Genomic DNA, 25,368 nt, shown 5'->3' with positions numbered 1-25,368 from the left:
GATTGCGACGGGTAGCGGAAAAGGCCGGCATTTTAGCCAAGTGCGGCCCAGCCGTCAGGGCTTTCCTGACGGCGCGTCGGGCTTGCTGTCAGGCCTTGCTGCGGGCGAACGCCGAGGCGGTGATGCCCCACTGGCCCAGCCAGTAGGTGAGGATGATGGCGTAGGGCGCGGCGTCGAAGCTCATGACGAAGCGGTCGATGCCGATCAGGCTGTCGGAAATCACGAACAGCGCGGCGCCGGCGGCGGCCAGGCCGGCGGAGCGCGCGGCAATGGCGCGGTGGCCGATCCGCGCCAGGGCGCGCCAGAGCATCAGGGAAATCACCGTGGCATAGCAGGCAACCGGGATCAGCAGCTCGCCGAGGCCGCTGCTGGCCAGCACGGCGAACATCGCCCCGCCGGCAATCAGCGCCAGCAGCAGTGCGGCCAGGGCTGGTTGGCGGCTGTCGGAGCAGTAGGCGCGCACGTAGGCGAGATGGCCCAGCAGGAAGGCGCCGAGGCCGAACACGAACAGGTCGCCGGGCCAGTCGAGGAGGATGTCGCCGGCCAGGGAGAACACCAGGCCGATGCCGATCCAGCGGCGGTAGGTGCCAGGAGGCGCCTGGCGCAGCCAGAACAGCAGGGCGATGACCGGGATGCCCTTGCTCAGCAGGCTGAGCTGCGCGTCGCCGCTGACACGGCCATAGAGAAATACCGCAGCACCCGCCAGACCGAGCAGCAACCAACGCATAACAGGACTCCCTTGGTGATCTTCGATGGCGCGACTATGCCCAGCGCGACCCTGGCTGCCAATGCAGCGGGTGCCAAATGGAGGGGCGGATCGTGCCGAGGCTCGACGCCGCCGGCAGGATTGGGCAACGTATGCACCTGCCCTGGAGACGCGCATGTCGATATCGCCCCCCATCACCGAGCTGATCGAACGCCTGTACCGCGACGAGTCGCGCCGTGTGCTGGCGACGCTGATCCGTCTGCTGGGCGACTTCGACCTGGCCGAAGAGGCCCTGCACGAGGCGTTCCGCAGTGCGGTGGAGCAATGGCCGCGCGAGGGTGTGCCCGACAATCCGCGGGCCTGGCTGGTGTCTGCCGGACGCTTTCGCGCCATCGACAGCCTGCGGCGGCAACGCCGCTTCCAGCCCCTGGACGAGTGGGTCGACGTGCCGGGCGAGGACGATGCGCAGGAGGTCGAGCTGCTGGAAGACGATCGCCTGCGGCTGATCTTCACCTGCTGCCACCCGGCGCTGGCCAGCGACGCGCAGGTGGCGCTGACCCTGCGTGAGGTCTGCGACCTGAGTACCGAGGAGATCGCCCGCGCATTCCTCTCCAGTCCCTCGACCCTGGCCCAGCGCATCGTGCGGGCCAAGGCGAAGATCCGCGACGCGCGCATTCCTTACGAAGTGCCGGGGCGCAACGAGCTGCCCGAGCGCCTGGAGGCGGTGCTGCGGGTGGTCTACCTGGTCTTCAACGAAGGTTACTTCGCCAGTTCCGGCGATTCGCTGACCCGCAGCCAGCTGTCCGATGAAGCCATCCGCCTGGGCCGGCTGTTGCTGGAGCTGTTGCCCGAGCCGGAAGTGCAGGGGCTGCTGGCGCTGATGGTGCTGCACGAGTCTCGACGCCAGGCGCGCAGTGCTGCCGATGGCGAGGTGATCCTGCTGGAGGCGCAGGACCGCAGCCTGTGGGACCGCGAGCTGATCGCCGAAGGCGAGGCGCTGGTGTTGCAGGCCCTGCATTCCCGTCGCTTCGGGCCCTACAGCCTGCAGGCGGCGATCGCTGCGGTACATGCCGAGGCGGCCAGCCTGGAGGAGACCGACTGGGCGCAGATCGTTGGCCTGTATGACGAGCTGCTGCGGCTGAATCCGTCGCCGGTGGTCGCCCTCAACCGCGCCGTGGCCCTGGCCATGCACGAGGGCGAGGAAGTCGGCTTGATGGAGGTCGAGCGCCTGCTGGCCAGCGGCGAGCTGGATGGGTACCACCTGCTGCATGCCGCACGGGCCGACTTGCTGCGGCGGCTGGGGCGCACTGATCAGGCCATTGCGGCCTATCGCCAGGCCCTGGCGTTGGCGCAGCAGGGGGCGGACCGGCAGTTTCTGCAGAAGCGGCTGGAGGCGTTGGGCAGTCCCTAGGGTGCGCCCGAGAGCCAGTCAGTCCGTAGCCCGGATGCAATCCGGGGACTCACTTGGGCGAGCGTTCCCGGATTGCGTCCGGGCCAGTGCGCTGGCGCAGGGGGCGCATTGCGCACCCTGCGCCGGGACGAGGCCGTGTCAGCCCGCTACCAGCACGCGGATCGCTTCCAGGCGCAGGGCAGCCTTGTCGAACATCGCCAGGCTCTGTTCGCGCTGTTCGCGCAGGGCGGTGACTTCGCTGTCGCGCACGTTGGGGTTGACCGCGCTGAGCGCGACCAGGCGCGCCAGTTCCTCGTCCAGCTCGGCGACCAGGCGCCGCTTGGCTTCGGCCACGCGCTCGACATGGCGCGGCATGATCTTGGCCTCGGCATCGTTGATCTGCTTGGCCAGCACGTCGCGCTGAGCCTGGACGAACTTGTTGGAGCTGGCCCGTGGCACGCTTTCCAGCTGGTCGTTGAGGGTCTCGAAGCCGACCTTCGGCGCCAGGTCGTTGCCGTTGGCATCGAGCAGGCAGCGCAGTGCCGCCGGTGGCAGGAAGCGTCCGAGCTGCAGCTTGCGCGGGCCGACCACTTCACTGACGTAGAGCAGTTCGAGCAGCACGGTGCCGGGCTTCAGCGCCTTGTTCTTGATCAGCGCGACGGCGGTGTTGCCCATCGAGCCGGACAGCACCAGGTCCATGCCGCCCTGCACCATGGGATGCTCCCAGGTGAGGAACTGCATGTCCTCGCGGGCCAGCGCCTGGTCGCGGTCGTAAGTGACGGTGACCGCCTCGTCGTCGCCGAGGGGGAAGCTGGCGTCCAGCATCTTTTCGCTGGGGCGCAGGATCAGGGCGTTGTCGGAGTGGTCTTCGCTGTCGATGCCGAAGGCGTTGAACAGCTCTTCCATGTAGATCGGCAGGGTGAACTGGTCGTCCTGTTCGAGGATCGCCTCTACCAGCGCCTCGCCTTCGCCGGCGCCGCCGGAGTTCAGTTCCAGCAGGCGGTCACGGCCGCTGTGCAGCTCACCTTCGAGGCGGATGCGCTCTGCGGTGGCCTCGTCGACCAGTTGCTGCCACTCGCCGTCGTCGGCGTTCTCCAGCATCGGCAGCAGGCGCGGGCCGAACTGATGCTGCAGGGCGTTGCCGGTCGGGCAGGTGGCGAGGAAGGCGTTGAGCGCCTGGTGATACCACTGGAACAGGCGCTCCTGCGGGCTGTTCTCCAGGTACGGCACGTGCACCTGGATGCGGTGCTTCTGGCCGATACGGTCGAGACGGCCGATGCGTTGCTCGAGCAGGTCCGGGTGGGCCGGCAGGTCGAACAGCACCAGGTGATGGGCGAACTGGAAGTTGCGGCCTTCGGAGCCGATCTCGGAACAGATCAGCACCTGCGCGCCGAACTCCTCATCAGCGAAGTAGGCGGCGGCGCGGTCACGCTCGAGGATGCTCATGCCCTCGTGGAACACCGTGGCCGGGATGCCGGAGCGCACGCGCAGGGCGTCTTCCAGGTCCAGCGCGGTCTCGGCGTGGGCGCAGATCACCAGCACCTTGAATTTCTTGAGCATCTTCAGGTTGTCGATCAGCCACTCGACGCGCGGGTCGATGCGCCACCAGCGCTGCTCGTCGTCGATCTCGTCCTGGGCCTGGTAGCTGACTTCGGGGTACAGCTCGGCATGCTCGCCCAGCGGCAGCTCGAGGTACTCGTCCGGGCTCGGCAGCGGGTAGGCGTGCAGCTCGCGCTCGGGGAACCCCTGTACCGCGGCGCGGGTGTTGCGGAACAGCAGGCGGCCGGTGCCGTGGCGGTCGAGCAGCTCGCGCACCAGGCGCGCACGGGCTTCGTCGTCGCCGCCGTCGATGGCATCGAGCAGCTCACGGCCTTCGTCGCCGAGGAAGCCGCCGATGGCATCGCGTGCCTGGGCGCTGAGGCTGTCCTGATCGAGCAGCTCCTGCACCGCTTCGGCAACCGGGCGGTACTGGCTGCTTTCGGCGCGGAAGGCCTCCAGGTCATGGAAGCGGTTGGGATCGAGCAGGCGCAGGCGGGCGAAGTGACTGTCCTGGCCGAGCTGTTCCGGGGTGGCGGTGAGCAGCAGCACGCCGGGAATGACCTCGGCCAGCTGCTCGACCAGGGCGTATTCGGGGCTGACGCGCTCCGGGTGCCAGACCAGGTGATGCGCCTCGTCGACCACCAGCAGGTCCCAGCCGGCGGCGAACAGCGCGTCCTGGGCCTTCTCGTCGTCCTTCAGCCACTCCAGGGCGACCAGCGCCAGCTGGCAATCCTCGAAGGGGTTGCTGGCATCGCTTTCCATGAAGCGCTCGGCGTCGAACAGGGCCACGTCGAGGTTGAAACGGCGGCGCATCTCCACCAGCCACTGGTGCTGCAGGTTTTCCGGCACCAGGATCAGCACGCGCCCTGCACGCCCGGAGAGCAGCTGGCGATGAATCACCAGGCCGGCCTCGATGGTCTTCCCCAGGCCCACTTCGTCGGCCAGCAGCACGCGCGGGGCGATACGGTCGGCCACTTCGCGGGCGATGTGCAGCTGGTGCGCGATCGGCTGGGCGCGGGCGCCACCGAGCCCCCAGAGGGACGACTGCAGCAGGCGGCTGTTGTGTTCCAGGCTGTGGTAGCGCAGGGCGAACCAGGACAGCGGATCGATCTGGCCGGCGAACAGGCGGTCGCTGGCCAGGCGGAACTGGATGAAGTTCGACAGCTGGGTTTCCGGCATGGTGACCGGCTGATGCTGGGCGTTGAGGCCGTGATAGACCAGCAGGCCGTCGATGTCCTCGACCTCCTGCACGGTCAGCTTCCAGCCCTCGAAATGGGTGATCTCGTCACCCGGTGCGAAGCGCACGCGGGTCAGCGGGGCATTGCGCGTGGCGTACTGGCGGGTTTCGCCGGTGGCCGGGTAGAGCACGGTGAGCAGGCGGCCTTCCTCGGTAAGGATGGTTCCCAGACCCAGTTCCGCTTCGCTGTCACTGATCCAGCGTTGCCCCGGTTGATATTGCGCCATGCCTGTCTGTCTCCCGCGTGAAAAAGCCGGCTATGGTAACGGATGCCGCGCCACGGCCAAAGCGCTCGTGGCACTATCGCGGTGCCCGTCAGTCGAAAGTGTAGTGAGCACCGGCTAACAGGCCGTCGAAAAACGCAGGCGAGGCAGCCAGCGTAAGGCAAGAACAGGCGAGAAGCGGAGTTTGCCCGCTGTAAATGAGCACTTTGATCGGACTCGCGCACGAGCCTGTTTTTAACGCAGCAATGGCAGCGTTGGTAGCTTTTCAACGGCCTGCTAAAGTCGCGGATGACGGGGCCGACAGCCTTACAAAGGAGGTGCTGTTGCATGCTGCCACCGATCCCCCACAGCCTGGTGCCGGTCACTGCCTCGCAGGACGTGATCAAGCCCAAGCCCGAGATTCCACCGGTGACCCCGGCCGAGGAGAGCGCCAAGGAGAGTGCGCTGAGCCTGGACAAGCGGCACCCGCAGGAAGCCGAGGAACTGCTGCGCGAAGAGCAGCGCCGCCGCCAGCGGCGAGGCTACACCCCGGAGCAACTGGCCGAGGCCGAGCCGGAGGAGATGCAGGAGGCGCTGGGTGATCTGCCACGGCAGGGGCTGTGGGTGGATGTGGAAGTCTGAGACACTCCTTTCAATTCTTGCCGTGTAGATCTTCATGCTGTTCGCCGACCCGTTACCCGCCATCGCCGATGCCGAGCTGGACTACCTGCCTGGCTGGGTGGACGCGGCGCTGGCCGAGCGCTGGCTGCAGGCGCTGGTCGAGCAGACGCCCTGGCAGCAGCCGGAGCTGTTCATCCATGGGCGTTACCACCGCACGCCGCGCCTGACCGCCTGGTATGGCGAGCCCGAGGCGCGTTATCGCTATTCCGGGAAGGTGCACGAGCCGCTGCCGTGGACGGCGCTGCTCGACGACATCCGCCAGCGGCTCATGGCCGAGGTGGGGCAGGCGCTCAACGCCGTGCTGCTCAACTACTACCGCGACGGCCAGGACTCCATGGGCTGGCACAGCGACGCCGAGCCCGAACTGGGGCGCGAGCCGCTGATCGCCTCGCTCAACCTGGGCGGCAGCCGGCGTTTCGACCTGCGCCGCGTGGGCGCCACGCGCATCGAGCATTCGCTGACCCTGGAGCATGGCTCGCTACTGGTCATGCGCGGGCCGACCCAGCATCATTGGCAACATCAAGTGGCGAAGACGCGCCAAGCCTGCGCGCCGCGCCTGAATCTGACCTTTCGCCTGATCCGGTTTCCGCTATGAGCAATGACGAAAAACTGATCGACTTCGCCGCCGAGCGCGACAAGCGTATCCACGACCTCAATGACAAGCGCCTCAACGACATGCGTCAGGTCTTCGAGCAGGTCCTGCCACTGGGCAAGGGCAAGAAGAAGTCGAAGAGCAAGCCGAAGAAACGCTGAGCCACCAGCCTGCTCAGTCCAGGCGCTTGCGCACGCGGGATACCGCGATCACCAGCATCGCCAGGGTGAAGACGCTCAGTGCCAGCACCTCCACCCAGAGTTCGGCCAGGGTCGCGTTGCGCAGCATGATGCCGCGCGCCAGGCGCAGGAAATGCGTCAGCGGCAGCACCTCGGCCAGCCACTGCGCGGCCTTGGGCATCCCGGCGAAGGGAAACATGAAGCCGGACAGCAATATCTGCGGCAGGAAGGTGAAGAAGGCCATCTGCATCGCCTGGAACTGACTGCGCGCCAGCGTCGAGATGAAGACGCCAAGGGTCAGGCTGGCGAAGATGAACAGCAGTGACGCCGCGTACAGCGCCAGCAGCGAGCCGCGCACCGGCACGGCGAAGAGCTGCCAGCCGACCAGCAGGACGACCGTCACCTGCACCAGGCCGATGCCGACGAACGGCAGCACCTTGCCCAGCGTCAGCTCCCAGGGCGAGACCGGCGTGGTGATGAGCATCTCCATGTTGCCGCGTTCGCGCTCGCGCACCAGGGCGATGGCGGTGAACAGCACCATGGTCATGGTCAGGATCACGCCGATCAGGCCGGGCACGGTGTTCAGGGGCGCCAGGCGTTCGGGGTTGTAGAAGTTCACCACCGTCATCGACGGCGTGGCGTGCCAGCCGGGAAGCGGGTAGCTCGCCAGTTGCCGCGCCGAGGCCTGGACCACCTGGTCGGAGCCGTCGACCACCAGTTGCAGGGGTGTGCGCTCGGGGTTGGGGCGGGCCAGGCGTGTCTCGAAATCGGCGGGGATAACCAGCGCGGCGCTGATCTCGCCCCGCCGCAGCAGCGTCTGCAGTTGCTGCTCGCTCGACAGCCGGTAGCGCAGGTCGAGCACCTGGCTGGCGCCGATCTCGGCCACCACTTCGCGCGAATGGGCCGTATTGGCCTGATCGAGCACGGCGCTGGGCAGGCCGCGCACGTCGAGATTGATGGCATAGCCGAACAGCACCAACTGCATGACGGGGATGCCGACGATCATGGCGAAGGTCAGGCGGTCGCGGCGCAGTTGGCGCAGTTCCTTGAGCACGATGGCGGCCAGTCGACGCAGGTTCATGGCTGCGCTCCCTGGATGTCGGGGCGGCGCGTCACGGCGACGAAGACATCCTCCAGATTCGCTTCGGTCGCGCGGACCCCTGCCTGCACGCCAGCCTCGGCCAGACGCCGTTCGACCTGCTCGCGGGCATCGTCGGTGGCGCTGAGCAGGCGCAGCGAGGCGCCGATCTGCGCGCTGGCGTAGATCGCCGGCAGGCCTTGCAGCGCCCGTTGCGCCTGGCGCGGCTGGACGCATTCCACCAGCAGCGGTTGTCCGGGCAGGCGCGCCATCAGCTCGGCGGGGCTGCCGTCGGCGACCAGTCGCCCGCTGTCGAGTATGCCCAGGCGCGTGCAGCGTTCGGCCTCGTCCATGTAATGGGTCGAGACCAGCAGGGCCGTACCGGCTTCGGCCAGCTCGAACAGCGAGTCCCAGAATTCCCGGCGTGACTGCGGGTCGACGGCGCTGGTCGGTTCGTCGAGCAGCAGCAGGTCGGGCTCGTGCAGCACGGCGCCGGCCAGGGCCAGGCGCTGTTTCTGGCCGCCGCTGAGGGTGCCGGACAGGCGGTCACGCAGGTCGCCCAGCCAGTAGCGCTCGAGCAGCTCCGCGACCCGCCTGCGTGCCTGCGCCCGCCCCAGGCCCTGGATGCTGGCGAGAAAATCGAGGTTCTCGGCCACCGTCAGGTCCTCGTACAGCGAGAATTTCTGCGTCATGTAGCCGATGCGTCGCTTGAGCGCTTCGGCATCCTGCGGAATCCGGTAGCCCAGCACCTCGATCTCTCCCGCGCTGGGCAGCAGCAGGCCGCAGAGCATGCGGATGGTGGTCGACTTGCCGCAGCCGTTGGGACCGAGGAAGCCGAATACCTCGGCGCGTTCGACGCGCAGGTCGAGGCCGTCGACGGCAGTCAGATCGCCGAAGCGCTTGCTCAGGCCGCTGGCGCGGATCACCGTCTCACTCATCGTCGCTACGCTCCGCCTGCAGCGGCAGGCCGGCTGGCAGATCGCGGGCCTCGTCACCCAGCAGCACGGCTTCGGCGCGGTAGGTCAGGCGGCTGGCGTCATCACCGTTGAGGGCGTAGTAGGGGGTGAAGCTGGCTTCGCTGGCGATGCTGCGGATGCGTGCCTGCAGGGGGCGTTCATGACCTTCGACCCGGACCCGCAGGGTAGCGCCGACGTCCAGCGTCGGGCGTACCGAGGCGGGTACGAACAGGCGCGCATAGGGCGCCTCGCCGACCAGCAGGCTGACCAGTTCCGCGTTCATCGGTGGCTGATCGCCGGGGTGGAACGGCAGGGCGTCGACGCGGCCGGCGCGCGGCGCGTGCAGGCTCAGGTGTTCGCGGTCCAGGCGCAGTCGCTCCAGCTGCGCGGTGGCGGCTTCGACGGCGGCGCTGGCCTGTTCGACCTGCTCCGGGCGGGTGCCGTTGGTCAGTTCGCGCAGGCGGGCGGCGCTGGCCTCACTGGCGGCCACCAGGCGGTCGCGGGTGGCGCGGGCGCGGTCACGCTCGGCCACGGCGACCTGGCCACGGGCATACAGGGCGCTGATGCGGCGTTCGTCGCGCACGGCTTCGTCACGTTCGGCCCTGGCCTGCTGGAGGCTGGCGCTGGCGGCCTGGATCTGTTCGATACGTGCGCCGTTGCTCAGCTCTTCCAGACGGGCGTTGGCCTGGTTCAGCTCGGCCTCGGCCTGACGGACGCGGGCGTCCAGCCGGCGAGGGTCGAGCTCCAGCAGTAACTGGCCGGACACGACCTGTTCGCCTTCGCTGACCTTCCACTCCAGCACGCGCTCCGAGACCTCGGCAGGCAGGCCGATGCGGTCCCACTCCAGGGTGCCCAGCAGCGGTTGCTGCGCCGGTTCGTTGCAGGCGGCCAGTGGCAGCACGAGCAGCAGGCAGAGCAGTCGTCGATCAATGGCCATCGGGCACCTCCAGTCCATGGGCGAACAGCGCCAGGGTGTGCTCGACCATCCTCTGGTCGGCGATCTCGGCGCTGGCGAAGATGCCGCGCCAGAGCGGAGCGGCGGCGTAGGGCAGCATGGTGGCGCCGATCAGCGAGACCACAAGCAGGCGAGGGTCGATGGCGTCGTGCAGCTCGCCGCGTTGCTGCGCCGCAGCGAAGCGCTGGGCCAGGCGCAGCGGCAGCAAGGGAGCGATGCGCTGGGTCAGCAGGCTGCGCAGGGCGCCCCCTTCGGTGAGCACTTCCCGCGCCCACAGCTGCGGGAGCCAGGGATGTTTCGCCACGATGGCCGCCAGTTCGGTGACCAGCGTGCGGACCTGTTCCAGCGGGGTATCGCCGGCTTGCTCCAGGCATCCGGCGAGGCGCTCGAACTCGGGCATCAGGCGCTCGTCGATCACTGCTTGGGTCAGCTTGGGCTTGTTGCCGAAGTAGTAGTGGATGAGTGCCGGTGTCACCTGCGCGGCCTCGGCGATGCCGCGCAGGCTGCTGGCCTGGATGCCCTGCTGGGCGAAGCGTTGGCAGGCGGCGTCGAGCAGGCGTTCACGCTGCTGCGCTTCACCGCTGGGACGACCTGGAGTGCGTGGGCGGGGCATGGCTGGAAGGTCCTGGAAAATTATTAATTAAACATTCAATTAATTTTTGTGCAAGCGCAAGCAGCGATGTCGACGAGCGGGGCGCCGGCCCTCTGCAAGGGGCACTGGCGCGCTGCGTCGGGGTGGTTTCGTTGACCTGGATCAGTTTCCCGGGCAACCGTCGGGCGAGGGGGTGGCGAGCATTGATCCAGATCAATGGTGCCGGGGCTGGCGCTGATAACGTGAAGCCATCCCAGACAGACAGGCACAACAGGAGGCAGCCATGTTCGTCGATACAGTGGTTCTCGCCGGAGTCGGCACCGTTCTTCTGATGGTCGCGTTCTTCGGGGGTGTTGGTTACTTCATCTGGAAGGATGCTCACAAGCGCAAGCAGAGCTGATCCTTCCGGTCAACTGGGCACGCAAGGCAATTCGGGCGACTTCGGTCGCCCATTTTTTTGCCTGTCGTTCCGGTTGACGGTCTCCTGGCAGGGAAAGTTGGGCAGGGGGCTGGACGAAATTAGATAGCTAGCTAATAATTGGCTTTGTTTGGCTGCTCGCTCGAGCCGTCGTCTATCTTCAAATCGTCACGTTCCGAATCCCTGTCCATGCGAGATTCCCTGCAGGCTTTCCTGGCGCCCAGTGCCCAGGCTGTTCAGTTCGCCGTCAAGACGCTGCTTGGCGGCGGGCTGGCGCTATGGCTCGCGCTGCGGCTCGGCCTCGAACAGCCGCAATGGGCGCTGATGACGGCCTTCATCGTCGCCCAGCCGCTGTCCGGCATGGTGGTGCAGAAGGGCCTGGCGCGGTTGCTCGGCACCATGGTCGGCACCTTCATGGCCGTGGTGATGATGGCCCTGTTCGCCCAGACACCCTGGCTGTTCCTGCTTGCCTTCGCCCTGTGGCTGGCGCTCTGTACCGCCGTTTCGACCATGCTGCGCAGCGCCTGGGCCTATTCCTTCGTCCTGGCCGGCTACACGGTGGCGATCATCGGCCTGCCGGCCATCGGCAAGCCCCATGTGATCTTCGACGAAGCCATCGCCCGCTCCACCGAGATCTGCCTGGGGCTGGTCTGCGCCACGCTGAGCAGCGCCCTGCTCTGGCCGCAGCGGGTCGAGCGGCAACTGGTGCAGCAGGCGCGCGACACCTGGCTGGCCGGCGTCAAGGCCGTGTGCCAGGCGCTGGCGGGGGAGGAGGGCGACTCGCGCCAGGGCCTGCTGGAAGTGCTGGCGCGTATCGTCGCCGTGGACGCCCAGCGCGAACATGCCTGGTTCGAGGGCGAGCGGGGGCGCCAGCGGGCCATCGCCCTGCGCGTGCTCAGTCGCGACCTGCTCGGCATGCTGCGCCTGGCCCGTGGCGTGGCACGGCAATGGCGACAGCTCGGTGCCGACGAGGCGCAGCGGGTCGCGCCCTGGCTGCAGGAGGTGCAGACGCAGTTGCAGGCACAGCCTGGGGAACTCTCCGAACTGCTCGCTCGCCTGCGCGAGGCGGCGCTGGACGAGGCCCTGAGCGCCACTCAGCAGCTGTGCCTGGAGCGCCTGGCCGTTCTCCTGCTGCGCGTCGCTGAGGCTCGTCGCGCGCTGCAGGCGGTGGAGCAGGGTCAGGCACCGGAGGATGCGCCGCGAGCGCTGTCCTGGCACTACGACTGGCAGACGGCGCTGGTCTATGGCGCGCGCAGCGGCCTGACCTTTCTGGCGCTGGCCGCATTCTGGATGGCCACCGGCTGGACCCACGCGATCGGTGCGATGCTGCTCGGCGCGGTGGTCTGCAGCCTGTTCGCCCGGCTGGAGGCGGCCCCGGCAATCGGCATGATGTTCCTGCGCGGCATTTTCTATGCGCTGCCGGTGGCCTTCTTCGTCGGGCAGATCCTGATGCCGCAGATCGACGGTTTCCCCATGCTCGCCCTGGTGCTCGGCGTGCCACTGTTCTTCGGCGTGCTGGGCATGGCCAAGCCAGCGCTGGCGGCGACCTCGACCTCGTTCTGCCTGCACCTGATCGTGCTCTGCCTGCCGCCGGCCGGTGTCGGCTATGACGTGGCCTACTTCCTCAACGAGGCCCCCGGCATGCTGCTGGGCGTGGGCTGTGCGGTGCTGGCTTTCAAGCTGATCGGCCTGCGTGACCCGGTGTGGCATGGCCGGCGCCTGATGCAGGCCATCCTGCTCGACCTCGGCCGCCTGACCCGGCGTGATCTGGGGCGTGCGGAGAACTGGTTCGGCGGGCGCATGGCCGATCGCCTGTTGCAGCTGGCGCGGCACTACCCGGCACGACCGGACCGTGCGCGCAGCCGCTGGGACGATGGTGTCGCCGGGCTCGATCTGGGGGACGAGCTGCTGCACCTGCGCGCCTGCCTGGCGCATGTCGACGCCGACCTGACGCAGGCGCAACAGCGTTTCCTGCAGCAGCTGGACGAGGTGCTGGAGTGGGGCCCGACGCCGGGCCGCCGGGATGCGCTGGATGCACCCGCGACCGAGCTGCGCCAGGCGCTGGCTGCCCTGGCGCCGAGTATCGAACGGCGCCTGGCCGATGCCGCCCTGTCGCAATTGCAGAACGGCTGGCGCCAGTGGTGTCACCTGAGAGGAGAAGCCCATGGGCTTGCATGAGTGGTCGCTGGGCGGCGTGTTGCTGAGCCCCATGGCGATCTACGCGGTATTGGCGCTGCTGCTGACCGGCGCGTTGCGCCTCGGCTTGCAGCGCATCGGGCTGACGCGCTGGATCTGGCACGAGGCCCTGTTCGACTGTGCCCTATATGTCTGCGTCCTGGCGGCCGTGATGGCCGTCCTGGCGCATTGAGGAGAGAAGCATGCATTCGACCATTCGTGTCGGTATCACCCTGGCCATGGTGGCGGCGGCGATCTTCGCCGGCTCGTGGATCTGGCAGCACTACATGTATTCGCCCTGGACGCGTGACGCCCGGGTGCGCGCGGATGTGGTGACCATCGCCCCGGACGTGTCCGGCTGGGTGCTCGAGCTCAAGGTGCGCGACAACCAGCAGGTCAAGGCCGGCGACCTGCTGATGACCATCGACCGCGATCGCTACCAGGCTGCAGTGGAGAAGGCCCAGGCCGTGGTGGACATCCGCCGCCAGCAGCTCAGCCTGCGTGAGCACGAGGCGTTGCGCCGCTCGCGTCTGGGCGCCAAGGCGATCAGCGCCGAACTGCTGGACAACGCCAAGATCAGCGCCGAGATGGCGCGTGGCGAGTACCGCGAGGCGCAGGCCGACCTGCGTATCGCCGAGCTGAACCTGGCGCGCAGCGAAGTGCGTGCACCGCGCGATGGCCAGGTGACCAACCTGGTCCTGGCGCAGGGCAACTACGTCAAGGCCGGGCAGGCGGTGATGGCTCTGGTCGACACCCAGTCGTTCTACGTGCAGGCCTATTTCGAGGAAACCAAGCTGCCGCGCATCCAGGTCGGCGCGCCGGTGGAGGTCTGGCTGATGGGCGGCACGGACGAGATTCGCGGCGAGGTGGAGAGCATCAGCCGTGGCATCACCGACCGCAACGCCAGCCCGGATGGGCAACTGCTGGCGGATGTCGAACCGACCTTCAACTGGGTGCGCCTGGCGCAGCGCATTCCGGTGCGCATCAGGCTGACCAGCCTGCCCGAAGACATCGCCCTGAGTGCCGGCATGACCGCCAGCGTACGGCTGGAGTAGGGCACTCTCGCAATTGTAGGAGCGGCTTCAGCCGCGAGCTCTTCATGGGGGCTCGCGGCTGAAGCCCCTCCCACGGTACCGCTGCTGCGTGCCTGGGTCCGTAGGGTGGACAACGCGAAGCTTGTCCACCGTCTGGGCGTGGTCGTTGTCGCCTGGGGATCGCTTCGTTCGACGGCCGGCTACGGGGTGATGCACTGGTGGATGGATGGAGCGTCATCCACCCTACGCGCCAAGGAACGTGATCAACTGCGTTCGATGCTGGCCGGGGTACGCCGCATCAGCACCTTGCCGTGGCGCACCGACACCAGGGCGTGGCCCTGGCTGCGCACCATCTCGTAGTCGTCCGGCGCCGAGAGAATCAGCAGGTTGGCCGGGCGGCCGATTTCCAGGCCATAGCGTTCGCCCAGGTTCAGCGCGCGCGCCGAGTTGTCGGTGATCAGGTCCAGGCTGCGCTTGAGGTCGTCGTAGCCGAGCATGTGGCAGATGTGCAGGCCAGCCTCGAGGATGCGCAGGATGTTGCCGTTGCCCAGCGGGTACCAGGGGTCGACGATGGAGTCCTGGCCGAAGCAGACGTTCATCCCGGCGCGGTCGATCTCGGCCACGCGGGTCAGGCCGCGGCGTTTCGGGTAGGTGTCGAAGCGGCCCTGCAGGTGGATGCTCTCGGTGGGGCAGGAGACGAAGCTGATGCCGCTCATCTTCAGCAGGCGGAACAGCTTGGAGCAGTAGGCATTGTCGTAGGAACCCATGGCCGTGGTGTGGCTGGCGGTGACGCGCGCGCCCATGCCACGCACGCGGGCTTCCTCGGCCAGCACCTCGAGAAAGCGCGACTGCGGGTCGTCGGTTTCGTCGCAGTGCACGTCCACCAGGCAGCCGCTGCGTTCGGCCAGCTCCATGAGGAACTTGATCGACGACACGCCCTGGTCGCGGGTGTTCTCGAAGTGCGGGATGCCACCGACCACGTCGGCGCCCAGTTCGATGGCCTGCTCCATCAGGGCGCGACCGTTCGCGTAGGACTCGATGCCTTCCTGGGGGAAGGCGACGATCTGCAGGTCGATCAGGTGGCGGGTTTCCTCGCGCACTTCGAGCATGGCCTTGAGCGCCGCCAGGGTCGGGTCGGTGACGTCGACGTGGGTGCGTACGTGCTGGATGCCGTGGTCGACCAGCATGTCGATGGTCTTCTTGGCGCGGGTCTTGGTGTCTTCATGGGTCACCAGCGCCTTGCGCTCGGCCCAGCGCTCGATGCCTTCGAACAGCGTGCCGCTCATGTTCCAGGCCGGCTCGCCGGCGGTCAGCGTGGCGTCGAGGTGGATGTGCGGTTCGACGAATGGCGGCACCACCAGGTTGCCGGCCGCGTCGAGGTCGTCCGCCGCCGGGGTGGCACTGGCGGTCTGGATGTCGATGGCGGCGATCTCGGCGCCGTTCAGGGTGATGCGGTACAGGCCGTCGCGGCCACGCAGGCGGGCGTTGTGGATGATCATGCTGGGTTCCTCTCAGGCAGGCGACGACAGGCGCCGGATCAGCAGCGCGACGCTGATGTTCAGGCGGTCGTGCGGGGTATCGAAGGAGCAGCCGGTCAGCGCTTCGATGCGCTGTAGACGGTAGCTCAGGGTATTGCGGTGAACGTTCAGGCGCTGCGCGGCCAGGGCCAGGTTGCCGTTCTCGGCGAACCAGGCCTCCAGCGTCGGCATCAGCACCGGCTGGTGGCGCGAGTCGTCGCCGATCAGCGGGCCGAGCACGCGCTCGACGAAGCGGTCGAGCAGGCTGCGATCACGGATCGCGCCCAGCAGCTCCAGCACGCCCAGCTCGTTGAAACTGCACAGCCCCAGGCGCTCCGGGAAACGCTGCGCCACGGCCAGTGCCTGGCGCGCTTCACCCAGGCCCTGGGCGAAGCGCGGGGCGTCGCAGCCGGCGCTGCCGAGGCCGAGAAACAGCCGCAGCGGGCCGAGTTGCGGGCGCAGTTCGTCGAGCAGTGCGGTCATCACCTGGCGGTTGCGCGCTTCATCCTGTGGCGTGGGGCAGGGCAGCAGGGCGATCCAGTGCCGGCCCTGGCTGACCAGTGGCAGCGCCTCGCCACGCTCGCTAAGGCTCTGCTCCAGGCGCCGTTGCAGCAGTTGCTGGCGGCTCTGCAACTGGCGCTCGGCGTCTTCGCCGGCCAGGTCGCCGAACAGCTGCTCGCTGCCGTCGAGGCGCAGCAGCGCCACCTGACGCGGCACGTGCAGCGCCAGACCGAGGCTGTCGCCGCGCTGCAGGAGCAGGTCCAGCGACTGGTAGTCGCCATCGAGCACCTGCTCCAGCACGTGCTGGCGCGAGCGGCCCAGTTGTTGCGCATGGACCAGCGCGGTGCCGATGGCCTGGGTGACCACCACCATCTTCAGGGCGTAGGGTTGCTCGATCAGCGGCAGGCCCAGGCGCTCGGCCTCTGCGATCACGCTGGGCGGGATCGCCTGGATGTATTCGGCGCCGGTGAGGATGACCATGCCGGCGACGATGCGCTCATGGCCCTCGCGCACCAGACGCAGCAGGTTGGCTTCGTCGCGCGGATGGTTGATGCCGGTGACGAAGATCAGTTCGCCGCCCATCACCCAGTCGGCAATGCCCTCGTTCTCGGCCACGTAGGGCCAGCGCACGGCATTGTCGCGTCCGGCCTGGCCGGCACGCAGGCGCATGCTGGCCAGGTCTGGCAGGGCGAGTACGTCGGCGACGGTCAGGCTCACGCGCCGGCGACCTGCTGACGGCCCGCCAGTGCCTTGTTCAGCTCGAACAGTGCGACATAGGCCAGCGCCGCCACCGCGATGCCGACCAGTGGCGCGACCCAGGGCGAGAAGTAGGCGCTCAGCGCACCGATCAGGTAGGCGCCGAGGCCGACCCAGTTGAAGGCCGGCAGGCGGGCGTCGGCCAGTTTCGGGTAGCGTGCGCGGTGAGCGTAGAAGTAGTCGGCCATGATCACGCCGCCAATCGGCGGGATGATCGAGCCGAGCAGGATCAGGAAGGGGATCAGCAGTTCGTACATGCCGCCGATGGCCAGCAGCGTGCCGATGCCGGCACCGGCCAGGGTCACGGTCTTGCGCTTGCCGGTGCGCAGCAGGTTGCAGCCGGCGGCGGCGAAGTTGTAGATGGTGTTGTCCTGGGTGGTCCACAGGTTGAGGAACAGCATGATCACGGCGGCCATGGACAGACCCTGCAGCACCAGCACCTCGACCACGTCCGGTTGCTGGTAGACGATGGCACCGTAGGCACCGGCGACGATCATCAGGCCATTGCCGATGAAGAAGCCGAGCAGGCTGGCCAGCACCGCGACGCGGCCGCTCCGGGCGAAACGGGTCCAGTTGGTCGCCTGGGTGGCGCCGCTGACGAAGGTGCCGAACACCAGGGTGATGGCCACGCTCAGGCTCATGCTCTCGGACGGCTCCACCGCCAGCAGCCCGGCGAGGCCGCCGATGTCACGGGTGGCGATCCACAGCGACGCCACCAGCAGTACCAGCATGGCCGGCACGGCGACGCGCGAGAGCAGGTCCAGGCCCTTGTAGCCGACGAAGGCGGTGAGGCAGAAACCGAAGCCGAACAACACCATCAGCGGGATGGTCAGGCCCTCCGGCAGGCCGAGGATCTTCACCAGGACGATGGCGACGGTCGCCGTGCCCCAGGCGTACCAGCCGATCTGGGTGAAACCCAGGAGCATGTCGGACAGCTTGCTGCCCACTTCGCCGAAGCAGAAACGCCCCATCAGCACCGAGTTCAAGCCGCTGCGGCAGGCGATGAAACCCAGTGCGGCCGCGTACAGGCCCAGCAGCAGGTTGCCGACCACCGCGGCCCAGAGCAGGGTGGTGAAATCGAAGGCCATGCCGATCTTGCCGCCAGCGAACATGGTGGCGGTGAAGAAGGTGAAACCGAACAGCAGGATGGCGGTGGAGAACAGCCCCTTGCGGGCGCCGCTGGGGACCTCGCTCAGAGGGTAGTCGCTATCGGGGGTGGCGTTGCTCATGGACCTGGCTCCGGTAGGGGGGTAGGCCTTGGCGATAGCAGGGGACGTGCCAGAGTCAGCGGGCATGGCCGCTTGGCAAGGTAGTCAAAGGGGTTTGTGCAAAGTGCACAAGGAATTGCACTTCTGGAGTGTCAGATCGCTCAAGGCTTGTGAGTGTAGAACAAAAGTGGTGCGCGGCGCTGCTGCCGCGCACCAGTGTGCAGCGGATCAGGCGACGGTCACCTGCGGCATCGGCGGCATGGTCACGGTCTGCTCGGCGCTCGGGGCGAGCACTTCGGCTTCGCCGTCGACCACTTGCTTGCCGTCCTGGTTGAACACGCGGGTGGCGATGCGCACGCGGTTCTTCGGCAGCTTCTCCAGCACTTCCAGCTTCACGGTCAGGGTGTCGCCGAGTTTCACCGGACGGGTGAACTTCAGCTGCTGGCCGAGGTAGATGGTGCCCGGGCCTGGCAGGTTGCAGGCGATGGCGGCGCTGATCAGCGCGCCGGTGAACATGCCATGGGCGATGCGCTCCTTGAACATCGTCTCGGCGGCGAAGGCGGCGTCCAGGTGTACCGGATTGTTGTCGCCGGACACGGCGGCGAACAGCTGCACGTCACGTTCTTCCACCTGCTTTTCGAAGCTGGCCTGCTGGCCGATTTCGAGCGCCTCGTAGGGGATGTTGGTTACCTGGGTCATGAACACTCCTGAGTGGGCTTGCGACCGTGGCTCAATGCCTGTTGCAGCCAGTCGATCAGATGGGCGGTGACCTCGTCGCGGTTGCTCTCGTTGAGCAGCTCGTGGCGGGCCTCGGGGTAAAGTTTCAGTTGTACGTCGCGCACGCCGGCCTCACGCAGGGCGCCAGCCAGGTCACCCAGGCGCTTGCCGTCGCTGACCGGATCACGCGAGCCGCCGATGACCAGCAGCGGCAGGTCGGCATCGATCTGCGCCAGGTTGGCGGGGGGCGTGATGTGCTGCAGGCCGTCGAGCAGGTCGCACCACAACTGCGTGGTGCAGACGAACCCGCACAGCGGATCGGTCACGTATTTGTCCACTTCCGCCGGGTCGCGGCTGAGCCAGTCGAAGGCGGTGCGGTTGGGCTTGAACGCCTTGTTGAACGAGCCGAAGGAGAGAAAATCGATGACCTTGCTGCGGCCTTTCGCGCCCAGGCGCCAGCGTTCGAAACCGGCGATCAGGCGTGCCGCCTTGTACAGCGCCACGGGCTGGTAGTTGGAGCCGGAAAGTACGGCGCCCTGCAGGCTGCAGCTGTGGCCCATGAGGTAGGCGATGCCGATGTAGCTACCCATGCTGTGGCCGAAGAGGAAGATCGGCGTGTGCGGATGCTGCTGGCGAATGTGGTGATTGAGGGTGGAGAGGTCGCCGACGACCTTGCTCCAGCCGTCCTCGTCGGCGTAATGCCCCAGGGTGCCGCGTTCGGCCGTGCGGCCGTGGCCGCGCTGGTCCAGGGCGTAGAGGGCGAAGCCCGCCGCCACCAGGGCTTCGGCCAGCCGTTCGTAGCGCAGGCTGTGCTCGGCCATGCCATGGGCAAGCATGACCATCGCACGGGGTGGCTCATCGCCGTACCAGTGGTTGACGTGCAGCGGCAGGCCGTCGCTGGCGTTGAGGGTGAAGGCGTCGTGGCGCATGGCGAATCCTTGTGCCGAAGGTTGGCGGCATTGTGCACCTTGCTCGTCATCAGGCAAAGCGTCGCGGTTTATTCGCGAATGCCAAAGATCGGTTACGAATCGCTACATTTATTGCGAAATTCAGCCCATCAATGACGCCTTCGAGCTATATGCGGTTCAGCTCTAAGCTGCTACTTTCCGGCCAGTCAGATCACTTCAGGGGAAGAGGACAAGAACAATGCAACCTGATTTCTGGAACGACAAACGCGCCCCTGGCGTGCCCAACGATATCGACCTGTCCAGCTACAAGTCGGTGATCGAAGTCTTCGAGCGCTCCTGCAAGCGTTTCGCTGACCGCCCTGCCTTCAGCAACCTCGGTGTCACGCTGACCTACGCCGAGCTGGACCGTCTCTCCGCTGCCTTCGCCGCCTACCTGCAGAAGCACACTGACCTCAAGCCGGGCGACCGCATCGCCGTGCAGATGCCCAACGTGCTGCAGTACCCGATCGCCGTGTTCGGTGCCATGCGCGCCGGCCTCATCGTGGTCAACACCAATCCGCTGTACACCGCGCGCGAGATGCGCCACCAGTTCAAGGATGCCGGCGTGCGTGCGCTGGTGTACCTGAACATGTTCGGCAAGCTGGTCCAGGAAGTGCTGCCGGACACCGAGATCGAGTACCTGATCGAAGCGCGGATGGGTGACCTGCTGCCGAGCCTCAAGGGCTGGCTGGTCAACACCGTGGTGAAGAAGGTCAAGAAGATGGTGCCCGACTACCACCTGCCGCAGGCCATCGCCTTCAAGCAGGTGCTCCGGCAGGGGCATGGCCAGGCGCTGGCGCCGGTCACCGCCAGCCACGAGGATGTCGCCGTGCTGCAGTACACCGGTGGCACCACCGGCGTAGCCAAGGGCGCGATGCTCACGCACGGCAACCTGGTGGCGAACATGCTGCAGGTCGATGCCTGCCTGTCGCAACTCGGCCCGGACGGCACGCCACTGATGAAGCAGGGCCAGGAGATCATGATCGCGCCGCTGCCGCTGTACCACATCTATGCCTTCACCGCGAACTGCATGTGCATGATGGTCAACGGCAACCATAACGTGCTGATCACCAACCCGCGCGACATCCCCGGTTTCGTCAAGGAACTGGGCAAATGGAAGTTCTCCGCCCTGTTGGGCCTGAATACCCTGTTCGTCGCGCTGATGGATCATCCCGAGTTCAAGAACCTCGATTTCTCCCACCTCAAGGTCACCAACTCCGGCGGTACCGCACTGGTCAAGGCCACCGCCGAGCGCTGGCAGCAGATGACCGGTTGCACCGTGGTGGAGGGCTACGGCCTGACCGAGACCTCGCCGGTCGCCAGTACCAACCCCTATGGCGACAAGGCGCGCCTGGGCACCGTTGGCATTCCGGTGCCGGGTACCGCGTTCAAGGTGATCGACGACGAGGGCAACGAGCAGCCCCTGGGCGATCGTGGCGAGCTGTGCATCCAGGGGCCGCAGGTGATGAAGGGCTACTGGCAGCGCGAGGAGGCCACGGCCGAGGTGCTGGATGCCGACGGCTGGTTCAAGACCGGCGATATCGCGGTGATCGACCCGGATGGCTTCGTGCGCATCGTCGACCGCAAGAAGGACATGATCATCGTCTCCGGCTTCAACGTGTATCCCAACGAGATCGAGGACGTGGTCATGGCGCACCCGAAGGTCGCCAGCTGCGCGGCCATCGGCGTGCCGGACGAGAAGTCCGGGGAAGTGGTCAAGCTGTTCGTGGTGCCGCGCGATGGCGGGGTGACCGTGGAAGAGCTCAAGGCCTACTGCAAGGAAAACTTCACCGGCTACAAGGTGCCCAAGCACATCGTGTTCAAGGACGCCCTGCCGATGACGCCGGTGGGCAAGATCCTGCGTCGCGAGCTGCGCGACATCGCCTGAGCCGAAACCTCTCCCCCGGCCCGGGGGAGAGGTTTTCCCGCGCCTGTCCGCCAGCACGGCGGAGCATTTGTTGTGATTTGGTAACCACCGGCAGGGTGGCATGCCTCGTTTCGTCGAGCCCAGCACTGTGCCTGACGCCTGTTCAGGTTAGGCTCTGCGCGCTGCATAAGCCGAGCTAGAGGCCTTTGTTCGATTCTCAGAGCGAAAGCCGGGTTGTGACTGGATGGTGTTTTCTGGTCATTTTTCTGACTCCGTAGGCCATGCTTGGTGCTGGTGAGCCTCCGGTAAAGCTGCTACTCTCGGCGCGCTTCCGGGCCCCTGGCCAGCGGGAAAGCGAGCTAAACACACAACAAACAACCGCCTGCGCGCGGTGAAGATCAGCTGTTGCTTAGGAGTGGGCTTCCATGACCGAAAACTTCTGGAAGGACAAGTATCCCGTTGGGGTCGCTGCCGAAATCAATCCCGACCAGTACCCGAACATCCTCGCGGTATTGAAAGAGTCCTGCCAACGCTTCGCCGACAAGCCTGCTTTCAGCAACCTGGGCAAGACGCTCACCTACGGCGAGGTCTACCAGCTCTCCGGTGATTTCGCGGCCTATCTGCAGCAGCATACCGACCTCAAGCCGGGCGATCGCATCGCCGTGCAGCTGCCCAACGTGCTGCAGTACCCCGTCGTGGTTTTCGGCGCCATGCGTGCCGGCCTGGTGGTGGTCAACACCAACCCGCTGTACACCGCGCGGGAAATGGAACATCAGTTCAACGACTCCGGCGCCAAGGCGCTGATCTGCCTGGCCAACATGGCGCACCTGGCCGAACAGGTGGTGCCGAAGACCGGGGTGAAGACCGTCCTGGTCACCGAAGTGGGCGACATGCTGCCGACGTTCAAGCGTCTGCTGGTCAACTTCGTGATCAAGCACGTGAAGAAAATGGTGCCGGCCTACAACCTGCCGCACGCCATCAAGCTCAATGACGCCCTGGCCAAGGGCCGTGGCCAGAGCTTCAACGAAGCCAAGCCGAGCAACGGCGATATCGCCGTGCTGCAGTACACCGGCGGTACCACCGGTGTGGCCAAGGGCGCGATGCTCACGCACCGCAACCTGGTCGCCAACATGCTGCAGGTCAAGGAGCTGATGGGCGCCAACCTCGATGAGGGGTGTGAGGTGCTGATCGCGCCGCTGCCGCTGTACCACATCTACGCCTTTACCTTCCATTGCATGGCGATGATGCTGATCGGTGGCCACAACGTCCTGCTGACCAACCCGCGCGACCTGCCGTCGGTGGTCAAGGACCTGGCCAAGTACCGCTTCACCGGGTTCGTCGGCCTCAACACCCTGTTCGTTGCCCTGTGCAACAACGAAGACTTCCGCAAGCTGGACTTCTCCAGCCTGAAGGCGACCTTCTCCGGCGGCATGGCCCTGCAACTGGCCACCGCCGAGCGCTGGAAGGAAGTCACCGGTTGCGCCATCTGCGAAGGCTTCGGCATGACCGAGACCAGCCCGGTGGCCACGGTCAACCCGTTCAGCGCCATCCAGCTGGGCACCATCGGCATTCCGCTGCCTTCGACCCAGTGCAAGACCATCAACGACGAAGGCCAGGACCTGGCCATCGGCGAGATCGGCGAGCTGTGCGTGAAAGGGCCGCAGGTGATGAAGGGCTACTGGCAGCGCCAGGAAGCGACCGACGAGATCCTCGATGCCGACGGCTGGCTGAAGACCGGTGACATCGGCCTGATCCAGGAAGACGGCTACCTGCGTATCGTCGACCGCAAGAAGGACATGATTCTGGTGTCCGGCTTCAACGTCTATCCGAACGAGCTGGAAGACGTCCTGGCGACCCTGCCGGGCGTGCTGCAGTGCGCGGCCATCGGCGTGCCGGACGAGAAGTCCGGCGAGGCGATCAAGGTGTTCGTGGTGGTCAAGCCGGGCGAGAGCCTGACCAAGGAACAGGTGATGGAGCACATGCGCGCCAACCTGACCGGCTACAAGGTGCCCAAGGCCGTGGAGTTCCGCGACGTGCTGCCCACCACCAACGTCGGCAAGATCCTGCGCCGCGAGCTGCGTGACGAAGAGCTGAAGAAACTGGGCAAGAAGTGACGCGACCGCGTTGAACGAAAAACCCGCCACGGCGGGTTTTTTATTGCCCGTCATTCCTGGCAGGCAATCCTGCCGGCCGTGCACGCGGCGGTGCTGGCCGCCCCGAGGGGATCGCAGGCACCAGCGAGGTGCGCTGCTGCCGGCATGACCATTGATCCTGATCAGGCACTCCGTGACCAGATACGGGATAGTCATTCCATTATGAGACGAGGCTGGTCATACCAGTTTTTGCTTTTCTCTGTTTTTTTGACGCCGTCATATTGGCAATATGCCGGCTCTATAACATCAAAGCGCCGGTAAAGGTGTACTGCCCATGATCTTCTCTCTGCGTCTGCGTTCCAAAGTGCTGCTGCTGGCGTTTGGTCCTATCTGCCTGTTGACCCTGCTGCTCAGCTCCATCGCGTTCGTCGTCCTCGGCAATCTGGCCGACCAGCAGGAGGCGCAGACCCGGGCCAAGCTGGTGGCGGACCGCAAGGCGGAGATCAAGCAGTACGTGGAACTGGCGGTCAACGCGATCGATCCGCTGTACCAGGCCTCCGCCGATGGCGACATGAACGCGCGCGCCCAGGCCGTCGAGGTACTCAAGCGCCTGTCCTACGGGGCGGATGGCTATTTCTGGGGCTACGACAGCAACGTCCATCGCGTGCTGCAGGGCAATACCAACGACCGCATCGGCGAGGACTTCAGCGGCTACCGCGACCCCAATGGCGTCTATGCCATTCGTGAGCTGGTGCGAGCCGGCATGGATAGCAGCCACTACGTCGACTACAGCTTCGTGCTGGGCGACGGCAAGGTGCTGGTGGCCAAGGTCGGTTACTCGCACTACCTGCCCAAGTGGAAGATGGTCTTCGGCACCTCGGTCAATCTCGACGGGGTCGAGCGGGATGTCCAGGCGGCGCGGGCGCAGTTCCAGCACAGCGTCGACCGCCTGCTGATGGTCATGGCCGGCTCCGCGATCGGCCTGCTGCTGGTGCTGGCCCTGCTGTCCCTGCCGCTGGCGGCGTCGATCACCAAGCCGGTGCAGCTAATCAAGAGCAAGCTCGATGACATGGCGGCCGGGGAGGGCGACCTGACCCAGCGCCTGCCGGTCACCAGCCAGGATGAGCTGGGCGAGCTGGCGAGTTCGTTCAACGCCTTCGTCGCCAAGATTCATGCGCTGGTGCAGCAGGTATCGGTGACCACCGATCAGCTCTTCGGTCTGGTCGGTGGCGTGTCCAGTCAGGCGCAGCGCTCCGAACAGGCGATGGCCGGGCAGCGTCAGGAGACCGATCAGGTCGCCACCGCCATCAACGAGATGTCCGCTGCGGCCCACGAGGTGGCGCAGAGTGCCCAGCGTGCTGCCGAGGCGGCGCGCGAGACCGATCAGCAGGGCCAGGATGCCAAGCGCGTGGTGGATGGCAGCATCGCCCACATCCACGACCTGGTCGGCGAGGTGCGCAGCAGCAGCGAGTCGCTGGACAGCCTGCGTCGTGACGTACAGGGCATCGTCAGCGTGCTGGAGGTGATTCGTGCGATCGCCGACCAGACCAACCTGCTGGCGCTCAATGCGGCCATCGAGGCTGCGCGAGCCGGTGAGGCGGGGCGAGGCTTCGCCGTGGTGGCCGATGAGGTCCGCGCCCTGGCCAGCCGTACCCAGCAGAGCACTGGGGAGATCCAGGGCATGATCGACCGTCTGCAGAATGCCACGGGCGAGGCCGTGGCGGCGATGCAGCGCGCCAGTCAGATGGGGGAGAGCACCCGCGAGCAGGCCAGCCATGCCGGCGAGGCGCTGGACAGCATCGCGGTGTTGATCGGCACCATCAACTCGATGAACGCGCAGATCGCCAGTGCCGCCGAGGAGCAGACCGCCGTGGCCGAGGAGATCAACCGCAGCGTGCATCAGATTGCCGTCGCGGTGGACGAGGTCGCCAGCGATGCGGAGCAGGGCGCGCAGGCCGCTCGTGATCTCGACGGCCTGGGCGGGCGCCTGCAGGGCCTGGTCGGCCAGTTCCGCGTCTGAGCGCCGG

22 protein-coding genes are annotated in these 25,368 nt (G+C 66.6%); 11 read left to right on the top strand and 11 right to left on the bottom strand.

What is annotated here, in order from left to right:
* Positions 1 to 88: 88 nt before the first annotated feature.
* A complete protein-coding gene (locus tag EPK82_RS08350) occupies positions 89 to 727 on the bottom strand; it encodes a lysoplasmalogenase (RefSeq protein WP_037048916.1) in 639 nt (212 codons plus the stop codon).
* Between the two features lie 154 nt (positions 728 to 881).
* Here EPK82_RS08350 and EPK82_RS08345 point away from each other — a divergent pair, with 154 nt between their 5' ends.
* Positions 882 to 2,117, top strand: coding sequence for an RNA polymerase sigma factor (locus EPK82_RS08345; RefSeq protein WP_134676300.1), 1,236 nt, complete (start codon positions 882 to 884; stop codon positions 2,115 to 2,117).
* A 138-nt stretch (positions 2,118 to 2,255) separates the two neighbouring features.
* Here the strand turns inward: EPK82_RS08345 and rapA are convergent, their stop codons facing one another.
* Positions 2,256 to 5,099, bottom strand: a complete 2,844-nt coding sequence (rapA, locus tag EPK82_RS08340) for an RNA polymerase-associated protein RapA (RefSeq protein ID WP_037048911.1) — start codon at positions 5,097 to 5,099, stop codon at positions 2,256 to 2,258.
* 324 nt (positions 5,100 to 5,423) lie between these two features.
* Between rapA and EPK82_RS08335 the strand changes: the two genes are divergently transcribed.
* Genes EPK82_RS08335 through EPK82_RS24750 form a run of 3 tightly spaced genes read left to right on the top strand, consistent with a single transcriptional unit; the run spans position 5,424 to position 6,509 of the window.
* A complete protein-coding gene (locus EPK82_RS08335; RefSeq protein WP_037048908.1) occupies positions 5,424 to 5,717 on the top strand; it encodes a hypothetical protein in 294 nt (97 codons plus the stop codon).
* 34 nt (positions 5,718 to 5,751) lie between these two features.
* Positions 5,752 to 6,351 (top strand): alpha-ketoglutarate-dependent dioxygenase AlkB family protein, encoded by a 600-nt coding sequence (locus tag EPK82_RS08330; protein WP_037048905.1) that lies wholly within the window; start codon positions 5,752 to 5,754, stop codon positions 6,349 to 6,351.
* Positions 6,348 to 6,509: a hypothetical protein gene (locus EPK82_RS24750; protein WP_167494330.1), complete on the top strand. Its 162-nt coding sequence runs from the start codon at positions 6,348 to 6,350 to the stop codon at positions 6,507 to 6,509. The genes EPK82_RS08330 and EPK82_RS24750 overlap by 4 nt, the downstream gene beginning before the upstream one ends.
* A gap of 13 nt (positions 6,510 to 6,522) precedes the next feature.
* On the opposite strand, the gene EPK82_RS08325 is transcribed toward EPK82_RS24750, so the two are convergent.
* From EPK82_RS08325 to EPK82_RS08310, 4 genes are read right to left on the bottom strand one after another with little or no spacing between them, the layout of a single operon-like run.
* On the bottom strand, positions 6,523 to 7,608 hold the full coding sequence (locus EPK82_RS08325; RefSeq protein ID WP_037048902.1) for an ABC transporter permease: 1,086 nt from the start codon (positions 7,606 to 7,608) through the stop codon (positions 6,523 to 6,525).
* Complete coding sequence (locus EPK82_RS08320; protein ID WP_208651105.1) at positions 7,605 to 8,543, bottom strand: ABC transporter ATP-binding protein; 939 nt, start codon at positions 8,541 to 8,543, stop codon at positions 7,605 to 7,607. The genes EPK82_RS08325 and EPK82_RS08320 overlap by 4 nt, the downstream gene beginning before the upstream one ends.
* On the bottom strand, positions 8,536 to 9,498 hold the full coding sequence (locus tag EPK82_RS08315) for an HlyD family secretion protein (protein WP_134676299.1): 963 nt from the start codon (positions 9,496 to 9,498) through the stop codon (positions 8,536 to 8,538). Before EPK82_RS08315 ends, EPK82_RS08320 begins: the two co-directional genes overlap by 8 nt.
* The gene (locus tag EPK82_RS08310; RefSeq protein WP_037048895.1) at positions 9,488 to 10,129 is read right to left on the bottom strand and encodes a TetR/AcrR family transcriptional regulator; all 642 of its coding nucleotides are present in this window, start codon (positions 10,127 to 10,129) and stop codon (positions 9,488 to 9,490) included. The genes EPK82_RS08315 and EPK82_RS08310 overlap by 11 nt, the downstream gene beginning before the upstream one ends.
* Before the next feature lie 262 nt (positions 10,130 to 10,391).
* Between EPK82_RS08310 and ccoM the strand changes: the two genes are divergently transcribed.
* From ccoM to EPK82_RS08295, 4 genes are all read left to right on the top strand, one after another.
* Positions 10,392 to 10,508, top strand: a complete 117-nt coding sequence (gene ccoM, locus EPK82_RS25115; RefSeq protein WP_017361612.1) for a cytochrome c oxidase subunit CcoM — start codon at positions 10,392 to 10,394, stop codon at positions 10,506 to 10,508.
* Between the two features lie 207 nt (positions 10,509 to 10,715).
* Positions 10,716 to 12,704: an FUSC family protein gene (locus EPK82_RS08305; protein ID WP_134676298.1), complete on the top strand. Its 1,989-nt coding sequence runs from the start codon at positions 10,716 to 10,718 to the stop codon at positions 12,702 to 12,704.
* Positions 12,691 to 12,894, top strand: coding sequence for a DUF1656 domain-containing protein (locus tag EPK82_RS08300; RefSeq protein ID WP_037048889.1), 204 nt, complete (start codon positions 12,691 to 12,693; stop codon positions 12,892 to 12,894). The genes EPK82_RS08305 and EPK82_RS08300 overlap by 14 nt, the downstream gene beginning before the upstream one ends.
* Positions 12,895 to 12,904: 10 nt before the next feature.
* Entirely contained in the window at positions 12,905 to 13,756 is an 852-nt protein-coding gene (locus EPK82_RS08295; protein WP_047587558.1) for an efflux RND transporter periplasmic adaptor subunit, read from the top strand.
* Positions 13,757 to 13,998: 242 nt separating this feature from the next.
* Here the strand turns inward: EPK82_RS08295 and codA are convergent, their stop codons facing one another.
* The 5 genes from codA to EPK82_RS08270 form a co-directional block, all read right to left on the bottom strand.
* Positions 13,999 to 15,234 (bottom strand): cytosine deaminase, encoded by a 1,236-nt coding sequence (gene codA / locus EPK82_RS08290; protein WP_134676297.1) that lies wholly within the window; start codon positions 15,232 to 15,234, stop codon positions 13,999 to 14,001.
* 12 nt (positions 15,235 to 15,246) lie between these two features.
* Complete coding sequence (locus EPK82_RS08285; protein ID WP_134676296.1) at positions 15,247 to 16,470, bottom strand: PucR family transcriptional regulator; 1,224 nt, start codon at positions 16,468 to 16,470, stop codon at positions 15,247 to 15,249.
* Positions 16,467 to 17,738, bottom strand: coding sequence for a cytosine permease (codB, locus tag EPK82_RS08280; RefSeq protein ID WP_134676295.1), 1,272 nt, complete (start codon positions 17,736 to 17,738; stop codon positions 16,467 to 16,469). The genes EPK82_RS08285 and codB overlap by 4 nt, the downstream gene beginning before the upstream one ends.
* A 207-nt stretch (positions 17,739 to 17,945) precedes the next feature.
* The gene (locus EPK82_RS08275) at positions 17,946 to 18,416 is read right to left on the bottom strand and encodes a MaoC family dehydratase (RefSeq protein ID WP_037048873.1); all 471 of its coding nucleotides are present in this window, start codon (positions 18,414 to 18,416) and stop codon (positions 17,946 to 17,948) included.
* Positions 18,413 to 19,363, bottom strand: a complete 951-nt coding sequence (locus tag EPK82_RS08270; RefSeq protein WP_134676294.1) for an alpha/beta hydrolase — start codon at positions 19,361 to 19,363, stop codon at positions 18,413 to 18,415. The genes EPK82_RS08275 and EPK82_RS08270 overlap by 4 nt, the downstream gene beginning before the upstream one ends.
* Positions 19,364 to 19,580: 217 nt before the next feature.
* On the opposite strand from EPK82_RS08270, the gene fadD2 reads away from it, so the two are divergent.
* The 3 genes from fadD2 (at position 19,581) to EPK82_RS08255 (ending at position 25,361) form a co-directional block, all read left to right on the top strand.
* Positions 19,581 to 21,269, top strand: a complete 1,689-nt coding sequence (gene fadD2, locus EPK82_RS08265) for a long-chain-fatty-acid--CoA ligase FadD2 (RefSeq protein WP_037048861.1) — start codon at positions 19,581 to 19,583, stop codon at positions 21,267 to 21,269.
* 404 nt (positions 21,270 to 21,673) lie between these two features.
* Positions 21,674 to 23,362: a long-chain-fatty-acid--CoA ligase FadD1 gene (gene fadD1, locus EPK82_RS08260; RefSeq protein WP_134676293.1), complete on the top strand. Its 1,689-nt coding sequence runs from the start codon at positions 21,674 to 21,676 to the stop codon at positions 23,360 to 23,362.
* Positions 23,363 to 23,675: 313 nt separating this feature from the next.
* Complete coding sequence (locus EPK82_RS08255) at positions 23,676 to 25,361, top strand: methyl-accepting chemotaxis protein (protein WP_134676292.1); 1,686 nt, start codon at positions 23,676 to 23,678, stop codon at positions 25,359 to 25,361.
* Positions 25,362 to 25,368 lie beyond the last annotated feature (7 nt).

It is taken from the genome of Ectopseudomonas khazarica, from assembly GCF_004521985.1.
Taxonomy (GTDB): domain Bacteria; phylum Pseudomonadota; class Gammaproteobacteria; order Pseudomonadales; family Pseudomonadaceae; genus Aquipseudomonas; species Aquipseudomonas khazarica.
The sequence above is the reverse complement of the archived record's forward strand: the minus strand, read 5'-3'. Positions and strand labels throughout refer to the sequence as shown.